Source organism: Peribacillus sp. ACCC06369, assembly GCF_030348945.1.
GTDB lineage: Bacteria > Bacillota > Bacilli > Bacillales > DSM-1321 > Peribacillus.
In genome coordinates, this window is sequence record NZ_JAUCEN010000002.1 from 5305549 (window position 1) to 5324831 (window position 19283).

23 protein-coding genes and 1 pseudogene are annotated in these 19283 nt (G+C 43.3%); 6 read left to right on the forward strand and 18 right to left on the reverse strand.

The window, feature by feature from the left end; genetic code table 11:
• The first annotated feature begins 225 nt into the window (after nt 1-225).
• The 3 genes from pdxK to bshB2 all read left to right on the forward strand — a co-directional run bounded on the left by pdxK (nt 226) and on the right by bshB2 (nt 2286).
• A complete protein-coding gene (gene pdxK, locus QUF78_RS26930; protein WP_289314263.1) occupies nt 226-1050 on the forward strand; it encodes a pyridoxine/pyridoxal/pyridoxamine kinase in 825 nt (274 codons plus the stop codon).
• Nucleotides 1051-1175: 125 nt separating this feature from the next.
• Nucleotides 1176-1523 carry a YojF family protein gene (locus QUF78_RS26935; RefSeq protein ID WP_034315946.1) on the forward strand — a complete coding sequence of 116 codons (348 nt, stop codon included), beginning with the start codon at nt 1176-1178 and terminating at the stop codon, nt 1521-1523.
• Between the two features lie 97 nt (nt 1524-1620).
• Nucleotides 1621-2286: a bacillithiol biosynthesis deacetylase BshB2 gene (bshB2, locus tag QUF78_RS26940; RefSeq protein WP_289327091.1), complete on the forward strand. Its 666-nt coding sequence runs from the start codon at nt 1621-1623 to the stop codon at nt 2284-2286.
• 148 nt (nt 2287-2434) lie between these two features.
• Here bshB2 and QUF78_RS26945 read toward each other — a convergent pair whose 3' ends face one another.
• Both QUF78_RS26945 and QUF78_RS26950 read right to left on the reverse strand, forming a co-directional pair.
• A complete protein-coding gene (locus tag QUF78_RS26945; protein ID WP_289327092.1) occupies nt 2435-3640 on the reverse strand; it encodes an MFS transporter in 1206 nt (401 codons plus the stop codon).
• 18 nt (nt 3641-3658) lie between these two features.
• Entirely contained in the window at nt 3659-4078 is a 420-nt protein-coding gene (locus QUF78_RS26950; RefSeq protein ID WP_289327093.1) for a MarR family winged helix-turn-helix transcriptional regulator, read from the reverse strand.
• Between the two features lie 196 nt (nt 4079-4274).
• Here QUF78_RS26950 and QUF78_RS26955 point away from each other — a divergent pair, with 196 nt between their 5' ends.
• From QUF78_RS26955 to QUF78_RS26965, 3 genes are read left to right on the forward strand one after another with little or no spacing between them, the layout of a single operon-like run.
• Complete coding sequence (locus QUF78_RS26955; protein WP_289327094.1) at nt 4275-4589, forward strand: hypothetical protein; 315 nt, start codon at nt 4275-4277, stop codon at nt 4587-4589.
• Complete coding sequence (locus QUF78_RS26960; protein WP_289327095.1) at nt 4586-4837, forward strand: hypothetical protein; 252 nt, start codon at nt 4586-4588, stop codon at nt 4835-4837. Before QUF78_RS26955 ends, QUF78_RS26960 begins: the two co-directional genes overlap by 4 nt.
• 15 nt (nt 4838-4852) lie before the next feature.
• Nucleotides 4853-5161: a hypothetical protein gene (locus QUF78_RS26965; protein ID WP_289327096.1), complete on the forward strand. Its 309-nt coding sequence runs from the start codon at nt 4853-4855 to the stop codon at nt 5159-5161.
• A gap of 165 nt (nt 5162-5326) precedes the next feature.
• Here the strand turns inward: QUF78_RS26965 and QUF78_RS26970 are convergent, their stop codons facing one another.
• From QUF78_RS26970 to QUF78_RS27045, 16 genes and pseudogenes are all read right to left on the reverse strand, one after another.
• Nucleotides 5327-6421, reverse strand: a complete 1095-nt coding sequence (locus QUF78_RS26970) for a PQQ-dependent sugar dehydrogenase (protein ID WP_289327097.1) — start codon at nt 6419-6421, stop codon at nt 5327-5329.
• 26 nt (nt 6422-6447) lie between these two features.
• Nucleotides 6448-7314, reverse strand: a complete 867-nt coding sequence (locus QUF78_RS26975; RefSeq protein WP_289327098.1) for a Cof-type HAD-IIB family hydrolase — start codon at nt 7312-7314, stop codon at nt 6448-6450.
• Between the two features lie 155 nt (nt 7315-7469).
• A complete protein-coding gene (locus tag QUF78_RS26980; protein ID WP_289327099.1) occupies nt 7470-8588 on the reverse strand; it encodes a PRK06851 family protein in 1119 nt (372 codons plus the stop codon).
• An 89-nt stretch (nt 8589-8677) separates the two neighbouring features.
• Complete coding sequence (gene ybaK / locus QUF78_RS26985) at nt 8678-9154, reverse strand: Cys-tRNA(Pro) deacylase (protein WP_289327100.1); 477 nt, start codon at nt 9152-9154, stop codon at nt 8678-8680.
• A gap of 96 nt (nt 9155-9250) precedes the next feature.
• On the reverse strand, nt 9251-10795 hold the full coding sequence (gene gntK / locus QUF78_RS26990) for a gluconokinase (protein ID WP_289318251.1): 1545 nt from the start codon (nt 10793-10795) through the stop codon (nt 9251-9253).
• A gap of 22 nt (nt 10796-10817) precedes the next feature.
• Nucleotides 10818-11358 (reverse strand): annotated as a pseudogene (locus tag QUF78_RS26995) (GntT/GntP/DsdX family permease); the annotation flags it as partial.
• 360 nt (nt 11359-11718) lie between these two features.
• Nucleotides 11719-12417: an ATP-binding protein gene (locus QUF78_RS27000; protein ID WP_289327101.1), complete on the reverse strand. Its 699-nt coding sequence runs from the start codon at nt 12415-12417 to the stop codon at nt 11719-11721.
• Entirely contained in the window at nt 12414-12908 is a 495-nt protein-coding gene (locus tag QUF78_RS27005) for an ECF transporter S component (RefSeq protein ID WP_289327102.1), read from the reverse strand. Before QUF78_RS27005 ends, QUF78_RS27000 begins: the two co-directional genes overlap by 4 nt.
• Before the next feature lie 2 nt (nt 12909-12910).
• Nucleotides 12911-13495: a cob(I)yrinic acid a,c-diamide adenosyltransferase gene (locus QUF78_RS27010; protein ID WP_289314252.1), complete on the reverse strand. Its 585-nt coding sequence runs from the start codon at nt 13493-13495 to the stop codon at nt 12911-12913.
• A 14-nt stretch (nt 13496-13509) separates the two neighbouring features.
• Nucleotides 13510-13974 carry a bifunctional adenosylcobinamide kinase/adenosylcobinamide-phosphate guanylyltransferase gene (locus QUF78_RS27015; RefSeq protein WP_289327103.1) on the reverse strand — a complete coding sequence of 155 codons (465 nt, stop codon included), beginning with the start codon at nt 13972-13974 and terminating at the stop codon, nt 13510-13512.
• Entirely contained in the window at nt 13890-14507 is a 618-nt protein-coding gene (locus QUF78_RS27020) for a histidine phosphatase family protein (protein WP_289327104.1), read from the reverse strand. Before QUF78_RS27020 ends, QUF78_RS27015 begins: the two co-directional genes overlap by 85 nt.
• Nucleotides 14465-15256 (reverse strand): adenosylcobinamide-GDP ribazoletransferase, encoded by a 792-nt coding sequence (gene cobS, locus QUF78_RS27025; protein WP_289327105.1) that lies wholly within the window; start codon nt 15254-15256, stop codon nt 14465-14467. The genes QUF78_RS27020 and cobS overlap by 43 nt, the downstream gene beginning before the upstream one ends.
• Complete coding sequence (locus tag QUF78_RS27030; RefSeq protein WP_289327106.1) at nt 15253-15828, reverse strand: bifunctional adenosylcobinamide kinase/adenosylcobinamide-phosphate guanylyltransferase; 576 nt, start codon at nt 15826-15828, stop codon at nt 15253-15255. The genes cobS and QUF78_RS27030 overlap by 4 nt, the downstream gene beginning before the upstream one ends.
• Nucleotides 15801-16874 carry a threonine-phosphate decarboxylase CobD gene (cobD, locus tag QUF78_RS27035; RefSeq protein ID WP_289327107.1) on the reverse strand — a complete coding sequence of 358 codons (1074 nt, stop codon included), beginning with the start codon at nt 16872-16874 and terminating at the stop codon, nt 15801-15803. Before cobD ends, QUF78_RS27030 begins: the two co-directional genes overlap by 28 nt.
• Nucleotides 16849-17814 carry an adenosylcobinamide-phosphate synthase CbiB gene (gene cbiB, locus QUF78_RS27040; protein WP_289327108.1) on the reverse strand — a complete coding sequence of 322 codons (966 nt, stop codon included), beginning with the start codon at nt 17812-17814 and terminating at the stop codon, nt 16849-16851. Before cbiB ends, cobD begins: the two co-directional genes overlap by 26 nt.
• Nucleotides 17811-19283: a heme ABC transporter ATP-binding protein gene (locus tag QUF78_RS27045; protein ID WP_289327109.1), complete on the reverse strand. Its 1473-nt coding sequence runs from the start codon at nt 19281-19283 to the stop codon at nt 17811-17813. The genes cbiB and QUF78_RS27045 overlap by 4 nt, the downstream gene beginning before the upstream one ends.

Below are 19283 nucleotides of genomic sequence, written 5' to 3' on the forward strand. Positions count from 1 at the left end.
AAAGCTTAAAAGCAGGCGGCCCATCTATCCAATTTCCTGAAATCCATGTATTATTTCAATTTTAAAAATGGCTTATGCGAGGCCATTCCATCTCCTTCTTATAGGCACTCATTTTAGGGTGAAAACTAAGTTTTACATAAAAGAAATTTTGGTATATTCTAAAAATAGCATATTATCTGGTATGCTGATAATATCGAAATCCAATTCTCCTGAGGAGGTCACATAATGACTATGAAAAGAGCTATGACAGTTGCCGGATCGGATTCGAGCGGCGGCGCGGGTCTTCAAGCAGATTTAAAGACATTTCAAGAATTCGGCGTTTACGGTATGTCCGCCTTAACGACAATCGTTACGATGGATCCCAAGAACGGCTGGTCACATAATGTATTCCCTACACCGGTCGAGGTTTTGGAAGCCCAAATCGAAACGATTCTATCAATCGGCATTGATGCCATGAAAACGGGAATGCTTGGATCAGTGGAGATCATTGAACTTGTTGCCCGTAAAATAGACGAGTTGAAACTGGACAAAGTCGTAATCGATCCAGTTATGGTATGTAAAGGTGAAGATGAAGTATTGCACCCTGAAACGGCTGTAGCCCTGCGTGAACTACTTGTTCCACGTGCAACTGTAGTTACGCCTAACCTGTTCGAGGCTGCTCAGTTAGCAGGAACAGCGCCTATCAAAACGATCGATGATATGAAGGGTGCAGCCGAAAAGATTCATGCACTTGGTGCAAAATATGTCTTGATCAAAGGCGGTAATAAACTGGATTATGACAAAGCAATCGACCTTTTATATGATGGAAAAGAATTTGAGATCCTTGAATCCGAGAAAATCGAAACAACCAATACACACGGTGCCGGCTGTTCATCGTCAGCAGCCATTGCAGCTCAATTGGCTGAAGGGAAAAGTCCGCGTGAGGCTGTCCTCATTTCAAAAGACTTCATTACCGAGGCGGTTCGCCATTCTTGGAAGATGAATGACTATGTTGGACCTGTCAATCATGGTGCATACCATAAATATGGAAATGCTGAAAACACAAAATAATAGACCAAAGTTTAATGGCTGCTCAAATTCATCGAGCGGCCTTTTTCGCTTTTTTTGTTTTTATTTAGTAGAATGAAAAGAAGGAAAAGCTTATCTAGCCGCCCAGTTAAGGAGGAAATTATAGAATGAAACCTATAGACCGTACAGAGGTGCAAAATGCTATTGATTCTTTCGCCGGACAAGATGTATATCTTCACCTTGAAACGACAAATGGCGCCTATGCCACTCATGTAGATGAAGCTTTCTTTTCGGCAGGTGCTTATATTCGTAATGCTTTTATCCAGTATGAACATGGGAAGATAGTTGGGGATGGACCCTACCGCATCGGCTTGAAGCTCAATATTGGCTGGGTATATGCTGAAGGCGTCAACCACTTCGAAATGGATGAACAAGGGAGATTGCTGTTGGCAGGCCTTGATTTTTCCGGAAAACTTGCTGTCTCCATGCAGCTCAGCCCTACTCCCTTTGAATGATCACGACTAGCTTGATATGTATAATATAATTCCGATGAAAACTCCCATTCACCGATAACCATACTTACTGTAAGTAGAACGGAAGGAGAAATATACCTTGGAAAAAGAACGTCATGTATTAGTTATATTCCCACATCCCGATGATGAAGCCTTTTCGGTCTCCGGAACGCTGGCACTCCATAGAGAAGCTGGCACTCCTGTCACCTATTTATGTTTAACTTTAGGAGAAATGGGACGTAATTTAGGCAATCCTCCATTTGCAACAAGGGAATCGCTCCCTAAAATTCGCAAAAAAGAATTAATCGATGCAGCAAATTCGATGGGCATCCAAGATTTGCGCATGCTTGGATTGCGTGATAAGACAATTGAATTCGAAGATGATGAAAAGCTGACTTCATTATTTACCGAAGCCATCAATGAATTGAATCCTTCATTGATCATAACGTTTTATCCAGGATACAGTGTCCATCCAGACCATGAAGCGACAGCACGGGCTGTGGTTCGGGCCGTGGAAAGAATGGAAGAGAAAGAGAGACCTAAACTTCATTGTGTCGCGTTCTCCAATAACTGCATCGATGAGTTAGGGCAGCCTGACATCATCCATGATATCTCCGCCGTCGAAGAAAAAAAGGTAGCTACATTCACTGCCCACCGTTCGCAAACGCAGGCAATGGTGATCGATTGGAAAGAGAAATTCGAAAATCAGGATGCTGATTTTCTCGACTGGATCCGCAAAGAACGATTATGGACCTATAAATTTTAAAGAAACCGCCAATTAGGCGGTTTTTTTGTTTATGGCATAAAAAAAACGCCTGTGGATTACAGGCGGAGAAAAGGGGGATACTTTGGAAAATCAATCATAATATAAGCATCCCCATTTTTGATTATTTCATACATGCATATTCAAAAAATTAAGCAGACAAGCGTTCTTCCCGCTGCATTTTCTTTCTTGCCGCGGCTTTTCTACCATGTGCGAAAAAGTAAATCCCTATAAGAGCGAATGCCAAGACAGACATTCCTATGAACAACCCTTTGAAGCCGGTAAATGGAATAAGGAATCCCAAAAGGAATGGGCCAACACCGATTCCAAAATCGTACATTGTATAAAACGTGGATGTGGCTAATCCCATCCGATTTGATGGTGCTTCCTTAATGGAAATGGCTTGACAACTTGATTGGAACGTACCATATCCCACTCCGATAAAGGCACCGGCAATCAGAAGCGTAATACCATGATGGGATTGGCTGAGAATGACCATACCCACGGCAAATAGTAAGAGCGAAGGATAAATGACTGCATTCTCCCCCTTCACATCAAACATTCTTCCTGTAAACGGACGGGACGCCAAAAGGAATACAGCAAATACGACAAAGAAAAAACTTGCCGCATCCATTAAATCCATTTCCTTTGCAAAAGATGTTAAATACGACAAAATGCTCGAATAGGTAAATCCGGCAAATCCGATAAAAATGGAAATGGGCAGAGCTTTTTTTTCAAAGTAATCACTAATTTTAAATCCTTCTTGTTGTGAAGCTCTGCCTTTTTCTCCTTCAGGAACATTCATGAATAACGATGCCACTAAAGAAAACGCGGCAAATAAAGAGGCAGCATAGAAAATGATGGAATAACTAAAATGCTGTGTGATCAGCAATCCAATAAACGGACCGAACGCCATTGCCAAATTAGTACTCATGGCAAAGTAACCTGTCCCTTCCCCACGTCTCTCATTTGGAATGATATCTGCAGCAATTGTTCCAGTTGCCGTAGTGGCAAGGCCAAAAGCAAAACCGTGAATAAGCCGATCGATCAATAAGAGGGATAAACTATTAACCAGGAAATAGCCAATGGATGCGATCAGGAATAGAATCAAGGATCCAAGCAACATTTTTCTGCGGCCGATCTTGTCAATTTTTTTCCCTGCAATCGGTCTGACAAGCACAGCCCCGAGGACAAAAATACTTGAGGCAAGTCCCGCTTGTGCTTGCGACGCATGAAAGTTATCAATCGTGTAAATGGTCAATGTCACCATCAAGACATAAAAAGTTAAAAATAGAAAAAAGTTCGCAGACGAGACAATCAGAAAGTCTTTCGTCCACAATTTCGGTTTGTGATTCATTTCAATCCTTCTTCCTTACTATTGTTTTAATTTTTCCTTCAGGAAAATCAACGTTCGTAACGTTGCCTCTCGATCCTCTTCAGCCAAACCGCTCATTAATTGAAGTTCAAATTCTTCAACTACCTTTTTGGCCTTTTGATAAGTCCTTACACCTGACTCCGTTAACTGTATTCTCCGCTCCCGCTTATCTTTTCCTGGGATTTGTTCAATCAAACCAAGTTCCTCCAACCGGTTTACCGTCCTCGTTACGGTCGGTTTCTCCACATCTAGATAATTGCTTATTTCAACAAGCGTAGAACAACCAAACTCATTCAGATAATATACAATCGACCATTGGGAATGAAAAAGATCAACCTTGGCCAATTGTTCATTTAATTTTTTAGTAAATGACCTTGAAAATTGTAAGTTATGATGAAAAAAACCATTATTAAAGGACAAAGGTATTCCTCCTGTAAATTAGTTACCTAGGTAACTATACACCTATTCATTAGAAATGTCTAGCCTTCTGATGAACGAAAATAATTGTATGCATACTGTTTCATCAGCTTCTTTATTGCTTCCGGGACAAAATTCAGGAGGTTCATGCTTTTACTTGGAAGTATGGAGCGAATACTCGTGAATTTGGGCGTTACTCGTGAATTTCACGCTTTTACTCGTGAATTTCGTGCGAATACTCGTGAATTTCGCGCTTTTACTCGTGAGGTTCCGGCTTTCACTCATGAATTTCGCGCTTTTACTTGTGAGGTTCACGCTTTTACTCGTGAATTTGGGCGTTACTCGTGAATTTCGCGCTTTTACTCGTGAGTTTCACGCTTTTACTCGTGAATTTCACGCTTTTACTCGTGAGTTTCACGCTTTTACTCGTGAATTTCACGCTTTTACTCGTGAATTTGGAGTTTTTACTCGTGAGTTTCACGCTTTTACTCGTGAGTTTGGGCGTTACTCGTGAATTTCGCGCTTTTACTCGTGAGTTTCCGGCTTTTACTCGTGAATTTCACGCTTTTACTCGTGAGTTTCACGCTTTTACTCGTGAATTTCACGCTTTTACTCGTGAATTTCACGCTTTTACTCGTGAATTTCACGCTTTTACTCGTGAATTTGGAGTTTTTACTCGTGAGGTTTACGCTTTTACTCGTGAGTTTGGGCGTTACTCGTGAATTTCGCGCTTTTACTCGTGAGTTTGGGCGTTACTCGTGAATTTGGGCGTTACTCGTGAATTTCGCGCTTTTACTCGTGAGGTTCCGGATTTCACTCGTGAATTTCGCGCTTTTACTTGTGAGGTTCACGCTTTTACTCGTGAATTTCGCGCTTTTACTCGTGAATTTGGGCGTCACTCGTGAATTTCGCGCTTTTACTTGTGAGGTTCACGCTTTTACTCGTGAATTTCGCGCTTTTACTCGTGAGGTTCACGCTTTTACTCGTGAATTTCGCGCTTTTACTCGTGAGGTTCACGCTTTTACTCGTGAGGTTGGGTCAAATGGGGGCCATGCTCTTTGTGGTCGATGCTTCGAGGCCATATAAAAAATGAAACCCCGCTATTAAAAGCGAGGCTTCCGGGAGAGATTGAAGAATCATCTTTAATATTAAATATAATGCAATGGATCTTGGACAACCTCATTCGAAACGGTGTTATCATGATTCACAAACACCTCGTCTCCGACTTGTAGCGCCTTCGCATTGATAACTTCAGGGCATATTTCCTTTTAACCGAGATAGTGGCAAACGATATAGCTTATCGTCTTTTTCATCAGGATTTCCTCGGCCATCCGTATTGTTGCTTATGAAATAAAGGGATTCTCCATCTACGAAAACATCACGTATCCTTCCTGAGCCCGTAATGATATTAGTCAGTTTTCCGCTCTGTACATCATAACCCTTAAGCGCTTCGCCCCTTAATGCTGCAAAATAAAGCTTTCCGTCAAAATAGGCCATTCCAGAAGGAGCCCATGTATTTTCACCGGAATGAATCAATGGATTTACCATACCAGGTTTTTGCTCATCGCCTTCTATTTCTGGCCAGCCGTAGTTTTTACCTGGATCGATCTTATTTAATTCATCGTGAGCCGAATCGCCGTGCTCACTTTCATACAATTGTCCGACTTCATCCCACGCCAGACCTTGTGGATTGCGGTGACCGTATGAATAGACGTATGAGTTCCCAAAAGGATTATCTTTCGGAATGGTGCCATCCAGATTCATGCGCAAAATCTTCCCGCCTAAAGAATCTATGTCCTGTGCGATCTCCGGCTTTCTTGCATCACCTGTTGTTGCATATAGCTTATCGTCCGGTCCAACCTTGATTCGGCCACCATGGTGGAATTCCCCGCTTGGTATGCCATCGATCAAGGTCTCCATCTCCTGCCATTTATCATCATCTTTTTGTAAAATGACGATTCGATTGATGGATTCCCTGCCTTCTTCATACGTATAATAGGCGAAAGCTTGCCTGCTCTTAGCGAAATCGGGAGTTAACGAAAATCCAAGTAACCCAGCTTCCGCTTTTGTAGACAATGTCTTTTTAAGGTTGACCTTTTGCCGTGTCATCTTACCCTTGTCCCATTCTACGATGGTTCCTGTCCGCTCTGAGACATACATTGTGTCCCCTTCCTTCTGAATCGACCATGGGATATGCAGGTTCGTTACTAGCACATCCGGATCTTCTCCTAAAGTGCCCGTCACTTCTTTATCAGGATTCGGCTGGGTTTTGCTGTCCTCTTCATTCATGTTACAACCAGTTAAAGTCATTGTTGCCATAAGGAAAAATAAGAGCCATTTTTTCAAAACTTTTCCCCTTCCGATTCATGAGTTTAATAGGCTGACTGTTTAAGTACCTTTAAAATGGCCTCCGCTACACCGGACTCATCATTCTTGCCTGTTACTTCATCACACAGTTTTTGAATATCAAGCGGGGCATTTCCCATTGCGACAGACAAACCTACCCGTTCAAACATGGATACATCATTATAATTATCCCCAATGGCCATGGTTTCCTGCATCGAACCGGATTTTTCATTCACATATGTTTCAAGTGCCGTACCTTTTTGAGCTGTCCCACTCATGATTTCCACATTTTCACGTCCTGATGAAGTGACTGTAACTCCCTGTCCTTTCAATTTCGTTGCAATTTGATTCAATAAACTTAAATCTTTTGAGAAGCTGAGAATTTTATAATATTCCACATTCGAATGGCTGAATAACTCGGAATAATCGGAAATGGAAGTTACCTGTCCAAGCTGTAAACGCTCCTCCGCATATTTCCGCATATTCTCAGGGTCAATGTCCGGATTGGCTGTAACGAATACATCAACCAAAGCGGATATTGCGTTTTCATAGTCTTTAGAATAAATCCCCTGACTCGTATATATTTCGAAATAAATCCCTTGTTCTTCGAGGAATCCAGCGACCATTTTAGCAGTGGCAGCTGACATTGGATTGGAAGCAGCAATCTTTCCATCCTCCGTGAAGAGGGCAGCACCATTTACACAGATTACAGGGCAAACGATTCCTGCTTCATCTAAAGCGAACCTTGCTTCAACATAAGATCTTCCAGTAGCAATGATCACTTCCACTCCCTCACTTTGCGCCCTCTGGATTGCATGTTTATTTTCCTCACTGACCTTTTGCATTTTGTTTAACAATGTTCCGTCCATATCAATCGCAATCGTCTTTATCAATTCAACCGGCTCCTTCTTTTCAATATAATCCCTATTTTAACCGAATCGGCGTGGATAAACACGTTTAACAAACCCATATCGATTCTTGGTGTGACTTAATCCAATTATGTACATAAATAAACTGCACCTAATTAAGTTAGGTGCAGTTTGTTTTTTTAATGCAGGATCGTTTGGCTATCAACTTCCTGTGCCCGTTCAATAATCTGTTCGTGGATGTCTCTTTGAATGTCATCGATGGCTGTAAAGTCCATCGCTTTTACATAAATCTTTTCAAGTTCGTCATGCAACTCTTTTGCTTTAGCCAGACTGGCTGTCGCTTCATTCATTTTCGTCCGGTACCTGGAGGAAACATCCTTTAACTGATCAGCATAAATTTCGTCCGTTCCTGGCAGGATGGCCGTTTTATATATATCAATGATTTCATCACCTTCACAACTCGGGAAATATTCATGAGGGGATGTGCTGTCAAAAATGGCGATCCCTACCTCCCGGACAATTACCATGTCCAAGCTATGCGGATCGAAACCGCAATGATATACTTCCACATCAAAGCCTCTTTGTTCCGCAGCCTTTGCAATCTTCTTCAGCATCGTTGATTTCCCTGAACCTGGGCGTCCCTTTAAAAAGTACCGTTTTTGTATTCCCTCAGTAATATTGGGGATGAAATCAACTGCACCCTTTGGTGTAGCGGCCCCTAAGAATCGGTGACGAACATCCGACTTCTTATTGAGGATGATATCTCTATAAAAGCCTTCTATCAATTTATTGGTCAACCCGTTCAATTTTGCGAAATCAATATTTGCTTTATAAATGTCTTCCCATTCATCATGTATCTTCAATGCTTCAGCGAATAGGGCATATGCCTTCTCGAAACTCTTGCTTCTCGCATTCGTCAATCTTATGATGGCGGCTCTTTCAGAAGCCAGCTGCTGGGAATTCCAGGCAGCTCCTAGATTGACATATTCCTCAATGGCCCCAGGTGCCTTCGGCTCAATCACATGCGGCGCGGTCCCATCCACGAGTCCGATTTTCAAAGCCGGTATGATCACGCCATCAATGGAATCATTATCGGACGAACAATGTAAATACTCGATGTCATAGTCTTTATCCAGCCATTCTTGGCCGATTTTTTTCATTATGGTCGATTTACCGGAACCAGGTCCGCCTTTTAATATGAATAATCTTTCCAGGCCTGCTAAATTGGAATCATATAAACTATAAAAACCTTTAGCCGTATTGCCTCCAGCGAAATAATGCATCACTTTTCCTGTCACTTTCACACTCTCCCTCACAATACAGATGTGAACTTCAAGACAGCGTATGCAGAAAAGACCTAATAGGTGAATGCCTAAAGGTCAACAGTCTATTTTATTAGGCCTACAGATTCCGCTTGTGTGACCTCCAGGAATTCTGACGGTTTTAAAACGATCTGTGTACCGATCTTCCCTCCGCTTACGATGATTTCAGGCAGGTTTGCTGCACTTTCATCGATAAAGGTCGGGTATTGCTTTTTCATTCCAATCGGGGAACAGCCTCCCCGAATGTACCCTGTGTATTTTTGCAGGTCTTTAACTGCAAGCATTTCTATTTTTTTTGCCCCTGCCGCCTTCGCTGCTTTTTTCAAATCCAGTTCGGTGGCTACAGGAATGACGAATACATAAAGCTGCTGTGGTCCGTTATGGGTAACAAGCGTTTTAAAAACGGTTTCTGGCGCTTTTCCAATTTTGTCCGCAACAGTGATCCCGTCGATTTTTCCATCGGTGGCATCATAACTCATCATGCCATACTCTATACGTTTGTTATCTAGAATTCGCATTGCATTCGTTTTACTTGCTCCCATATTATAAATCCCCTTATCGTTTTCTATCATCTTACCATTTTTAAATACAGGCAAAAAGAAAAGCACAGTGCTCATGCATCTGTGCTTTCCTTATATTCATTCTAAATGACGTCTTTGGAAATCAGCGATCCTCTTATAGTCGTCTTCTAAATTCCTGCTCACGGATAAATAAATCGACATTAATTCTTCATACACTTTAACGTTCTCTTCGATTGGGACAAGTTCATTCGTTTCACCAATCATACCCTCAACCTCATCGAGGCTCTCGATTTCCCCTAAAGCGTACAACCCCAGAACGGCGGCACCTAAGCTCGAACTCTCAAAGCTTTCTGGAATTGTCACGTTCTGATTAAATATATCAGCCATGATTTGACGCCAGAGCTTCGAGCGGACAAACCCACCGCTTGCATGAATTTTCTCGGGAGCACCAGTCAGTTCCCTAACAGCAAGAAGGACACTGTATAAGTTATACATCACACCCTCCAGCACTGCCCGGACCATATGGTCACGAGTGTGATGAAGAGCCAGTCCAAAGAAGGAGCCCCTTGCATCGGCACTCCATAATGGCGCCCGTTCCCCTGCCATATACGGATGGAATATCAACCCATCCGATCCAGGTGCAATATTGGAAGCCATATCCGTCAGTATCTCATAGGAGTCCTGTCCAGAAGCCTTCGCTTTTTCGATTTCCACACGTCCTAATTGATCCCGTGCCCATCGGAAGGTGATTCCCCCATTGTTGACCGGTCCACCGATTACCCAATGATTCTCAGTAAGGGCATAGCAGAATGTCCTGCCTTTCGGGTCGGTAAGCGGTCGGTCACTAACGGTTCTTACTGCACCGCTCGTTCCGATTGTCACTGCCAGAACGCCTGGCTTGATGGCGTTTTGCCCTAAGTTCGCAAGCACGCCATCACTCGCGCCAATAACAAACGGGGTACCTGCCTGAATGTTCATTTTTGCAGCTAATTCCTCACTTAAACCTGAGAGAATATGCGTTGTGGGGACAAGCGTTGGCAGCTTGTCAGCCCCAATTCCAGCAATGGTGAGTGCCTCTTCATCCCAATTCAAGTCATTCAAGTTGAACATGCCCGTTGCAGAAGCGAGCGAATAATCCATCACATACTCATTGAAAAATTTATAGATGATGTATTCTTTAATCCCTATAAATTTGTCCGTTTCGTTAAAAGTCCCGGGATGCTCACTTCTTAACCACATTACTTTCGTGATTGGGGACATTGGATGAATGGGCGTCCCCGTCCTGTGATACAATTGCATCCCCTGTTCCGAAGCCTTCAATTTCCCCGCATAGGCAGCACTTCGATTATCCGCCCATGTAATGCTATTCGTAAGCGGATTACCGTCTTTACCCATGGCGATCAAGCTATGCATCGCCGAACTGAACGATATGAAACCCAGTTCATCCTTCTTTATTCCGCTTGTAATCATAACCTCGCCTATTGCAATGATGACCGCTTTATAAATTTCTTCTGGATCTTGTTCCGCAACCGAAGGCGTTGGACTGTGAAGAGGGTATCCCTTCGAACAGGATTGGACAACCTCCCCCCTTTTTGAAAAAAGAACAACCTTCGTACTCGTCGTACCAATATCGATCCCCATCATATAACCTGAATGTCCCATACTAACATCATGCTCCTCTCTCTTAAACAATTGAATTCAATAGTAAGATTAGGATAAGTGAAACGACTGATACAATCGTTTCCATAACCGTCCAAGATTTTAGCGTTTGTGCGACTGTAAATTAAAGAACTCTTTGATCATCCAAAATCCGGCATCATTCACGTGGGATAGAATGAATGAACCTGAACCGATTGCAAGGACCGGCAATTCAATATTAACACCTGGTACAGAAGATGATCGGCAGCACAATACCTACCGCAGTTGTCATCGCGACAATTGCTGAACCTGTGGCCACACGAATCATAGCTGCAACGCAGCCAAACAGAATTAGTGAAATATCAAAGAATGTCGTTAAACTTGCAACGGCTTCACCCACTCCGCCCGTGTTCAATACATTTTTAAATGCACCGCCCGCTCCGATAATCAAGATAATGGACGCAGGTGGAGCAAGGCAGGCTGACATGAATTGGTTTAGTGCTACTTTATTAATACCCCTAGCGTAACCTAATGTAAAGAATGAAACCACCACAGAGGACCATGAGGGCGATGATCAGTTCTCCAATGAGATATGTAGGAACTAAAAACAGGACCAGCTAAAATGTGCTGCGGGAATACCGATGATCAAATCTCCCTGTCTGAACAGCATCTGCAACATCCGGAACATCCATACCTGCTAATCCCTAAAGGACGGAAGCGAGAAGTAACGCAATAAATGGGCTTTGATAACGATCAAGAAAATGGTGGAAACAAGCGCATAAATCAACAAACTATTGTTCTGGCTCTATCCAAATAAACTAAACGTCTTATTCAATCATTCACTCTAAATCAGGATAAGGAATCCATATAGGTAAGATTTCAATGAAAAAAGCATCGAACCTGTTCAACGTGAACTAAACTCGATACCTGATTCAGTCATGAAATGATCATTCACCAATAAAAAGAGGACCGGATCGGTGCTTGATTTCTTTCTCCAGTTGTTCAGGATAAGCAATGAGGAAGCAGGTGGATGGCCCTGACGATTTTTCAATATCGACTTCATTGCTTATATGCACAGAAACACCTTCACCACTTTGATCCAGATGCTCCCATTCATATGCTATCCCTTTTGAGCCGACTGGAAGTGCCTGAACGTCTTCCATTTCACATAGGCTTTTATATAAAGATAATGGCGCGACCCAATCTTGCTGATCCATTACTTCTTCTCCAACGAGCGGCCTGCCGATCAGTGCGATTTTTCGTAAAGGATGTTGCTTTTTAATACATTCATTCACTCGTTTACCGATCACCATAAGTCCAACCGCGGATTGAAGAAGCGGCATGTTACTTTCTGTGCTGCCAGTAATGGGAAGGTCCTCCATTCCCAATTCTTTCAGCCCCTTCCTGACACCCCTGGTCAAGTCCTCCCAGGCTTCATCACCGCAGAAATTATTTAGGACAACGGATACTGGACTTCCGCCAACGCCCAAACATTCCATGACGGCAACCCGAAAGGAATAATATCCAACGACCTCATAAGGAACATGGACAAGATCTTTTTCCTTCAGGCCGATTCCGCCGCTATTATCACTTGAAACAATCAATGAATCTGATTCAGAAAATGGTAAAATCAATGAATCACTCATTCTACGAGTCCATCTTTAAAGATCATTTTTTTCAAAACAGGCTCCAAGCGGGGCAGTAAAAGGACTGCCAATACTACATTTACCGCCGTCGCCACCGTTAATCCCGGAACCAACAACGCGTAAAAACCATAGCTGATCAGAAATGCGAAAGGCAAGGCTAAGATGAAAGCATTACCGATAAAGAAGAGGAAAAATGCGCCTACTTTTTTTCCTTGTATATATAAAATTCCAAACATCCATACGAGAACCGCCATTTCGACCATGATCAAAAAATGGAATGGCCCAAGTGTCATTCCGCCAATGAACGCTGAAATGATATGACCAAGCCCAGCTACAATAGCCCCCGATACCGGGCCAAGTACGATGGCAGCCAAAAGGGCCGGAAAACTATCCAAAGCGATACTCCCGATCGGGGAAGGGATTTTAATCATTGCCCCTACTGCCGATAAGGCAATGAATATAGCAATTGCACTAATTTTTCTTACATCCATGTTTACTCTTTTTCCTTTCTTTTCCCTCCACGGAACACATTTGCGCTACGGATATATTCCACATCTTTCACACCAAGACGGAAATTGATCACACGTGCAACAGCAAAGAAGTAATCCGACAAACGATTTAAATATTGAAGTGATAATGGTGAAACAGCCGCACCAGACTTGATCAATGAAACGACCAATCGTTCCGCCCTTCTTGTAACTGTACGGGCAATATGAATGGTTGCAGCAGCTTTTGTGCCGCCAGGCAGGATAAACTTTTCCAATTCCGGAGCTTCGATTATGAAGGCATCTATTCGTTCTTCCAAATAGGTAATGGCCTCATCCGTCAACTTTTGTGGGGCCTTCTCGGAAACGGTTGCCAAATCACCGCCACAGTCAAATAACTCATGCTGGATTTTCTCTAGATCGGCCAATACATCCGTAAATATCGCGGGGTCCAATTCAGTAACCGCAAGACCGATATAGCTATTCACTTCATCCACCGTTCCATAAGAATCAACACGGATGTCATCCTTGTCAAGCCGACCACCGATTACGCTTGTTTGTCCCTTATCCCCTGTACGTGTATAGATTTTCATCCCCATTACCTCCTCTATTTTATTCGCTGGTTTATTCCATACCAGATGATATCAACGCGCCTTGATATGGATGCTACATCTTGAAAGACCCATCCGCAGGCATCGCGCCATCTGCGATCTCTCGCTTCCATCGGGACAATGCCTTTGGAAATATCAGAACCGATCACAATGCAGTTGTGTTCATCCCTTTCTTTCTCCCATATTCGCCAATCAGCCATGATTTCCTTCCATCTTTTTCGAATCGAATCTGAATCCATTTTTTCTGCATCTTGCTGAATCCATGCATCCAACCCTTGCAATACAACAGTCTCGCCTTGAAAATCAATCAATTTCGGCTGTTCTTTTCGATAACCGGATAGCCAAAGGACATCATTTTCCAAACCATACAATTGCTTTACCCATTTAGTTTTCCCATTATAGGCGCCTCCTGTAACAAAGTGCAGCGTTCTCCCCTCCTTAAACTGTTCCGGTCTTCCCATATCAGCTCATATCCCCTGCCATGGGAAGTCCCCCAATCAAAAAAAGACTTTTCCATCGGGGCATAGCGGACCAATAAATCACGTATTACCCCTCCATGCGTCATTAGGGCAAATCGGTTCTCCTTACAGGCAATCAATTGATTCCAGCCATCATTGACACGTTCGGAAAATGCCGGATAACTTTCACCCCCAGGCACCATTGCCTCCATGGGACGTTCCAGCCAATTAATATAATCTTCATCGGTCTTCAACTCTTCATACGTTCGCCCTTCCCAACTCCCGAAGTTCATTTCACGAAACGAGGGGTTTTTGACCGGAACTACATCTGGAAACAACAGCCTTGCAGTTTCCACACAACGAGGCAAATCACTCGTGTGAATTTTTTCATACTGCGGGTAAGAGCCCCTTAAGCCCAGTATTTCCTTTTCTCCTTCGATACTTAATGGGGAATCCGTCCAGCCTAAATAGGCCTTTCGCTCATTCGCTTCTGTCAGCCCATGGCGAAGTAGTGTAATAGCCACAATATCAGCCATAACCAAAGCTCAACCCCTTCCACGGATGCACCCAGTACATCCCCAGTTATCCCACCGAACCAACTTACCACTTTACGTTTTATATAAAGCAGGAAAAACAGCGCAGCCAGACACATGATGAAAAATAGGGTGACAAGCTTAAAATCGATGATCCAGGCAATCGCCAGACTTACAAAGAGGTACAGCCAATAAATGGGCAAACTGCTTTTCCTTACTGCACTTTGAAAAAAAGCACCGAGTCCCTCATTTTTAGCCAGCGGCATCCGGATGAGCAAATAGCCCATCACACATTTGCTTAAGAGCGGAAGGGCAATGATCAAGAAGTATGTCCATTCATTTACCCTTTCGACAATTTCATAGATAAAAAGAAACCGTGCTGCCAATAGGACGATGACGGAGATGACACCGAATGCACCTGTCCTTGAATCCTTCATGATTTCCAATCTGCGCTCTTTATCCTGATAGGAAAAAAAAGCATCACTTGCATCGATCCACCCATCGAGGTGTAAACCTCCAGTTAATGCCATCGTCAAAAACCAAAGGAAAAAGGCAATCGCAAGGGAGGACAATGGGGTCCATTCCACTAGTGCATATAAAACACCACCCAATATCAAGCCTAGTAAAAGACCGACTAATGGAAAGGTTTGAATGGCACGGTGAATATATTTCTTCTCCATCGGAAGCTGTTTCTTTATTGGAAAAATCGTAAAGAACTGCAGGTTAATTAAAAATCCGATCGCTCCGTTCATTCCTGGATGCACCCTTTCTTCCGCAATGGTATTCCCGATTCAATGAGATAGGCTTCATCGGCCTGCCCGACAATCGTTTGATGAAGCAGACCTAGTGTTTTTCCGTATAGATGGAGGAATTCATTATGGAAAATCGGTTCTTGCACCAATTCATTGCTCACGACTATTAAACAACTGGATTGTTTTCTAATCTCATTGATCCCGTTTATTATTTTTGAAAAAACGCTATCTAAAAATTCTTTTTCGAGCGGAATGCCAGGGCCAAATAGTTCGTTATCAAGCAGGGTTGTCAGACAATCGACTAGGATTATAGAATCCTGATTAATGTCCGCTCCTATTCTTGTAATATCCGTTGCGTATTCCGAAGTCTGCCAGGCAATTGGGCTGCGTTCTCTATCTTTCTGGTGCCTATGGATGCGTTCACCCATTTCAACATCACTGACAAGCCCACAGGCGAGGTAATGCAAGTTCCCATCCTTTTGGAGTGCATACTCCAGGGCTTTTCTTTCTGCGAAACTGCTTTTTCCGGAACGGACACCCCCGGTTATAAAACAGAGCCTTGCTTTCTCCACTGTCTTACCCCCTCCATCAGTGCTTCGTTATCATGTTCACTCTTCACTGCAAACCGAAGCCACTTTCCATCCAAACCCGGGAAATTATAGGTATGGCGCGGTACGATTCCTTTTTTCAGCAAAAAGGGGAAAAGGGATAAGGTTTCATCTTTCACTAAATAAAAATTAACTGTGCTATTGGAGACAATCAATCCTTGCTCCTCATAAAACCGGAATAGTTTCTGCTTTTGCAATTGAATATAGTCTCTTGTTTCTCTCATATATTCTTCTTCTGCAAGACAGATTTCCCCTACTTCCAATGCCACATGGTTGACGCTCCAATGCGGTTTATAAGTTCTTACCTGAGTTATGATATCCGGTGCCGCAAGCAAATAGCCTAGTCTTAAACCCGGAATGGCAAAGATTTTGGTCATTGATCTTAGAATGAGTAAATGTGGAAATTCATTGATTAAAGTAGCATAAGTAAAGGCGTCTTCCGTAAAATCATAAAAAGCCTCATCCATGACAACCAGGCAATCCGCTTTTTGACATTCGAAGATCAATTCCCTAACTTCATCCCGCTTAAAAGAAACACCCGTCGGATTATTAGGGGTACACAAGAAAATTGCATCATATTCGGGTAACCGCGAAATCAATCGATCCAAGTCAAGTTGCCACTCAGGTGCATTAAGTTGATGAAAATCGACCTCACACCCTGCCGCCAAACATGCCTCTGCATATTCCGCAAATGCAGGCTGAATGATTAACACCCTTTGATTGGCTAATCTGTTCGCTACCAACATGATTATTTCTGCACCACCGTTACCCACCAAAACGGATTGCTCTGGAAGAGCTTCTTTTTTTGCGATCGATTTTGTCAGCTCAATGGCATGCGGATCTGGGTATTGAAGGATTCCTTCGAAAAAACCAGACCACTGTTCCTTTATGCGTAAAGGCGGACCCAATGGGTTGATGTTAGCACTGAAGTCGAGAACCGATTCAGGCATTTCGATTTTCAGCGCTTCGTAAAGATAATGAGGATTAGAGCCATGTGAAGGTAACGTCAAGAATAAGTCCCCCTAGCCATAGCATCAGTAGAAATAGAAAAGATGACCGATGCATGATGGTAATCGTTTTTGGTATATGTTTTGCTTCCAATCGAACAATCGAAACTCCCATCCTCGCACGGTCGGAAACAATTCCTTTGTACATATTCCGGCCTCCAAGCTGTATTCCCAAAATGGCAGCAACGCCTGCTTCACACCACCCGCTATTCGGGCTTGGATGTTTTTTGGCGTCATTGAATAATATCTTCCATCTAGCACCAAATCCATGATAGCCGGATTTCGAGCTCAGCAACATCAGAAACCCGGTGAGGCGGCTGGGAATCCAGTTGACGATATCATCGAGCTTGGCTGAAGCCCAGCCGAATTGCCCATATTTATCATTTTTGTACCCTACCATGGAATCGCAGGTATTAATCGCCCTGTACACCATCGCGAGCGGCGCACCGCCAATGGCTGCCCAAAACATCGGGGCTGTAATCCCATCACTGGTATTTTCCGCTACGGTTTCCACGGTGCCCCTGACTATTTCGGATTCATCAAGATCCGCAGTATCACGGCCCACGATATAGGCAAGCTTTAGCCTCGCTTCAGGAAAATCCCCTCGATTCAACGGATGGCAAACATCCATTCCAGCTTGCTTCAAGCCTTTCTGAGCTATCGTAGTGGAAATGACAACAGCTTCCCAAAGGATACCTGCAAGCGGATGGATACGATAAGCCAAATAGACGGTAAGACCAGTAATCAATAACACCACCGACAAGACGATGAACAACATGAAGAGTCCATTCCGCTTCTTATGTGTTCCTCTATTGAATGCCTGATCAAACTTGCTTATCATCGTTCCTATCCATTTGACTGGATGAGGCCAATTTGGCGGATCACCAATTATTAGATCAAGGAAAAACGCCAGCGTAACCGCAAAAAGATGATGGTAAATCATAAATCCTCAATCCGTTTCCGATTATTGTTTAATGCTTCCACTGTACAATCATATACACCGCGGCTGATCAGCTTCCCTAACGGAGTGATGGTGCCTGCATATTGAAGCTTTGCCCCTCTTTGAGTTGCCGCAATCAAAATGCTGTCTGTCGATGTTCCTGTTGCACATGTATTTGTCACCTTATCCAAGACATGCAAATCATGAAGCGCTTTTACTTTTGCCTCGGTCGCAGTAACTATGCTGTGGATGAAAGCCTCTTCTGCCAAATGCCCATTTACGAAGATCCATGTATTTATCGTTCCTGGAGCGGAACTCCAAGAATGTCGGTCAGCTAAAGATGCGTCGATGGCATTCCCTACACCAGCGGTCACGATGATAAAAACCGAGAAATTTTCAGCTCTTAATAACTTGAAGGCAACCGTATCGAGAAAGACAGCCGTCATCATCCCTACCGTTTGCTGCGGGTCAAATCCATGAGTTTTTAAATAATCAGCCATTTCAACATGATGATCCTCGCAAGCATATCCATGATGGACATGCCTATTCACGAAATATTTATGCCATCCCGTCCCCGAACCAGTCACTCCAGAAGACATCGTTCTAAGCGGGATCGGGGAATTCAATTGAATCATTTCAGATCCGACTGTCAGATAAGAATCATCAATTTCCAATGGGATAGTATCATAGCCATGCTTTTCCGGAACGATGAACATTTGCGGTTTCGGAAGGGCGGGATGTGGATGTTTTTCGATCGTCGTACGATATACCCCCTGAATCCGTTCCTGTCGGAGCACTTCATTCGGCACATCCACAACCAAAATTCTCCCTTTTTCAAGCAACATAAGCCGATCACAATATAACCCAGCCAAATTCAAGTCATGAAAAATTGAAATAACGGTCAACTTTTGCTCTTTTGCCATTTTCCTCATTAGATCAAGAAGATCCTTTTGATAGGAAAGATCCAAGTGGTTCGTAGGCTCATCCAAAAAAAGGATTTCCGGTTCTTGGGCAAGTGCCTGTGCCAATAAGACCCTTTGTCTCTCCCCGCCTGATAATCGTTCAAATTGAAGATCGTGAAAATCCGCTACTCCCGTTTGTTCCATAACCCGTTGGACAATCGTTTCATCTTCTGCGGACCAACTATGGAACCAACCTGTTTGATGGGCATATCGCCCAAGTGAGACCGTCTCTTTCACCGTATATGAGAAAGCTAATGAGGAATGCTGAGGGAGCACAGCAATGACCTGTGCAAGTTGTTTTGACGAATAATCCTTCAAATCCCTTCCTCTTATCCGTATGCTTCCGCCCGTATAATCGAGCACCCCGCTAAGCATACTTAAAAGCGTCGTTTTTCCGCTGCCATTTGGGCCAAGAATCCCGAATAATTCCCCTTTATGTACATCAAAAGTAACAGAGTCCAAAACAGCTTTGTTGTCATATCCACCTGTTAACCCTTTAACTTCAAGCAT

Coding starts and splice junctions, on each gene's coding strand:
- QUF78_RS26935 (WP_034315946.1), top strand. CDS start 1,176: ATGAAACCTATAGACCGTACAGAGGTGCAAAATGCTATTGATTCTTTC.
- QUF78_RS27010 (WP_289314252.1), bottom strand. CDS start 13,495: ATGAAAATCTATACACGTACAGGGGATAAGGGACAAACAAGCGTAATC.
- QUF78_RS27000 (WP_289327101.1), bottom strand. CDS start 12,417: ATGAGTGATTCATTGATTTTACCATTTTCTGAATCAGATTCATTGATT.
- cbiB (WP_289327108.1), bottom strand. CDS start 17,814: ATGATTTACCATCATCTTTTTGCGGTTACGCTGGCGTTTTTCCTTGAT.
- QUF78_RS27045 (WP_289327109.1), bottom strand. CDS start 19,283: ATGCTTGAAGTTAAAGGGTTAACAGGTGGATATGACAACAAAGCTGTT.
- ybaK (WP_289327100.1), bottom strand. CDS start 9,154: ATGGGAGCAAGTAAAACGAATGCAATGCGAATTCTAGATAACAAACGT.
- cobS (WP_289327105.1), bottom strand. CDS start 15,256: ATGAACGGAGCGATCGGATTTTTAATTAACCTGCAGTTCTTTACGATT.
- QUF78_RS27005 (WP_289327102.1), bottom strand. CDS start 12,908: ATGGATGTAAGAAAAATTAGTGCAATTGCTATATTCATTGCCTTATCG.
- gntK (WP_289318251.1), bottom strand. CDS start 10,795: ATGGGACATTCAGGTTATATGATGGGGATCGATATTGGTACGACGAGT.
- QUF78_RS27020 (WP_289327104.1), bottom strand. CDS start 14,507: ATGGCTGATATTGTGGCTATTACACTACTTCGCCATGGGCTGACAGAA.
- QUF78_RS27015 (WP_289327103.1), bottom strand. CDS start 13,974: ATGGGAAGACCGGAACAGTTTAAGGAGGGGAGAACGCTGCACTTTGTT.
- pdxK (WP_289314263.1), top strand. CDS start 226: ATGACTATGAAAAGAGCTATGACAGTTGCCGGATCGGATTCGAGCGGC.
- QUF78_RS26945 (WP_289327092.1), bottom strand. CDS start 3,640: ATGAATCACAAACCGAAATTGTGGACGAAAGACTTTCTGATTGTCTCG.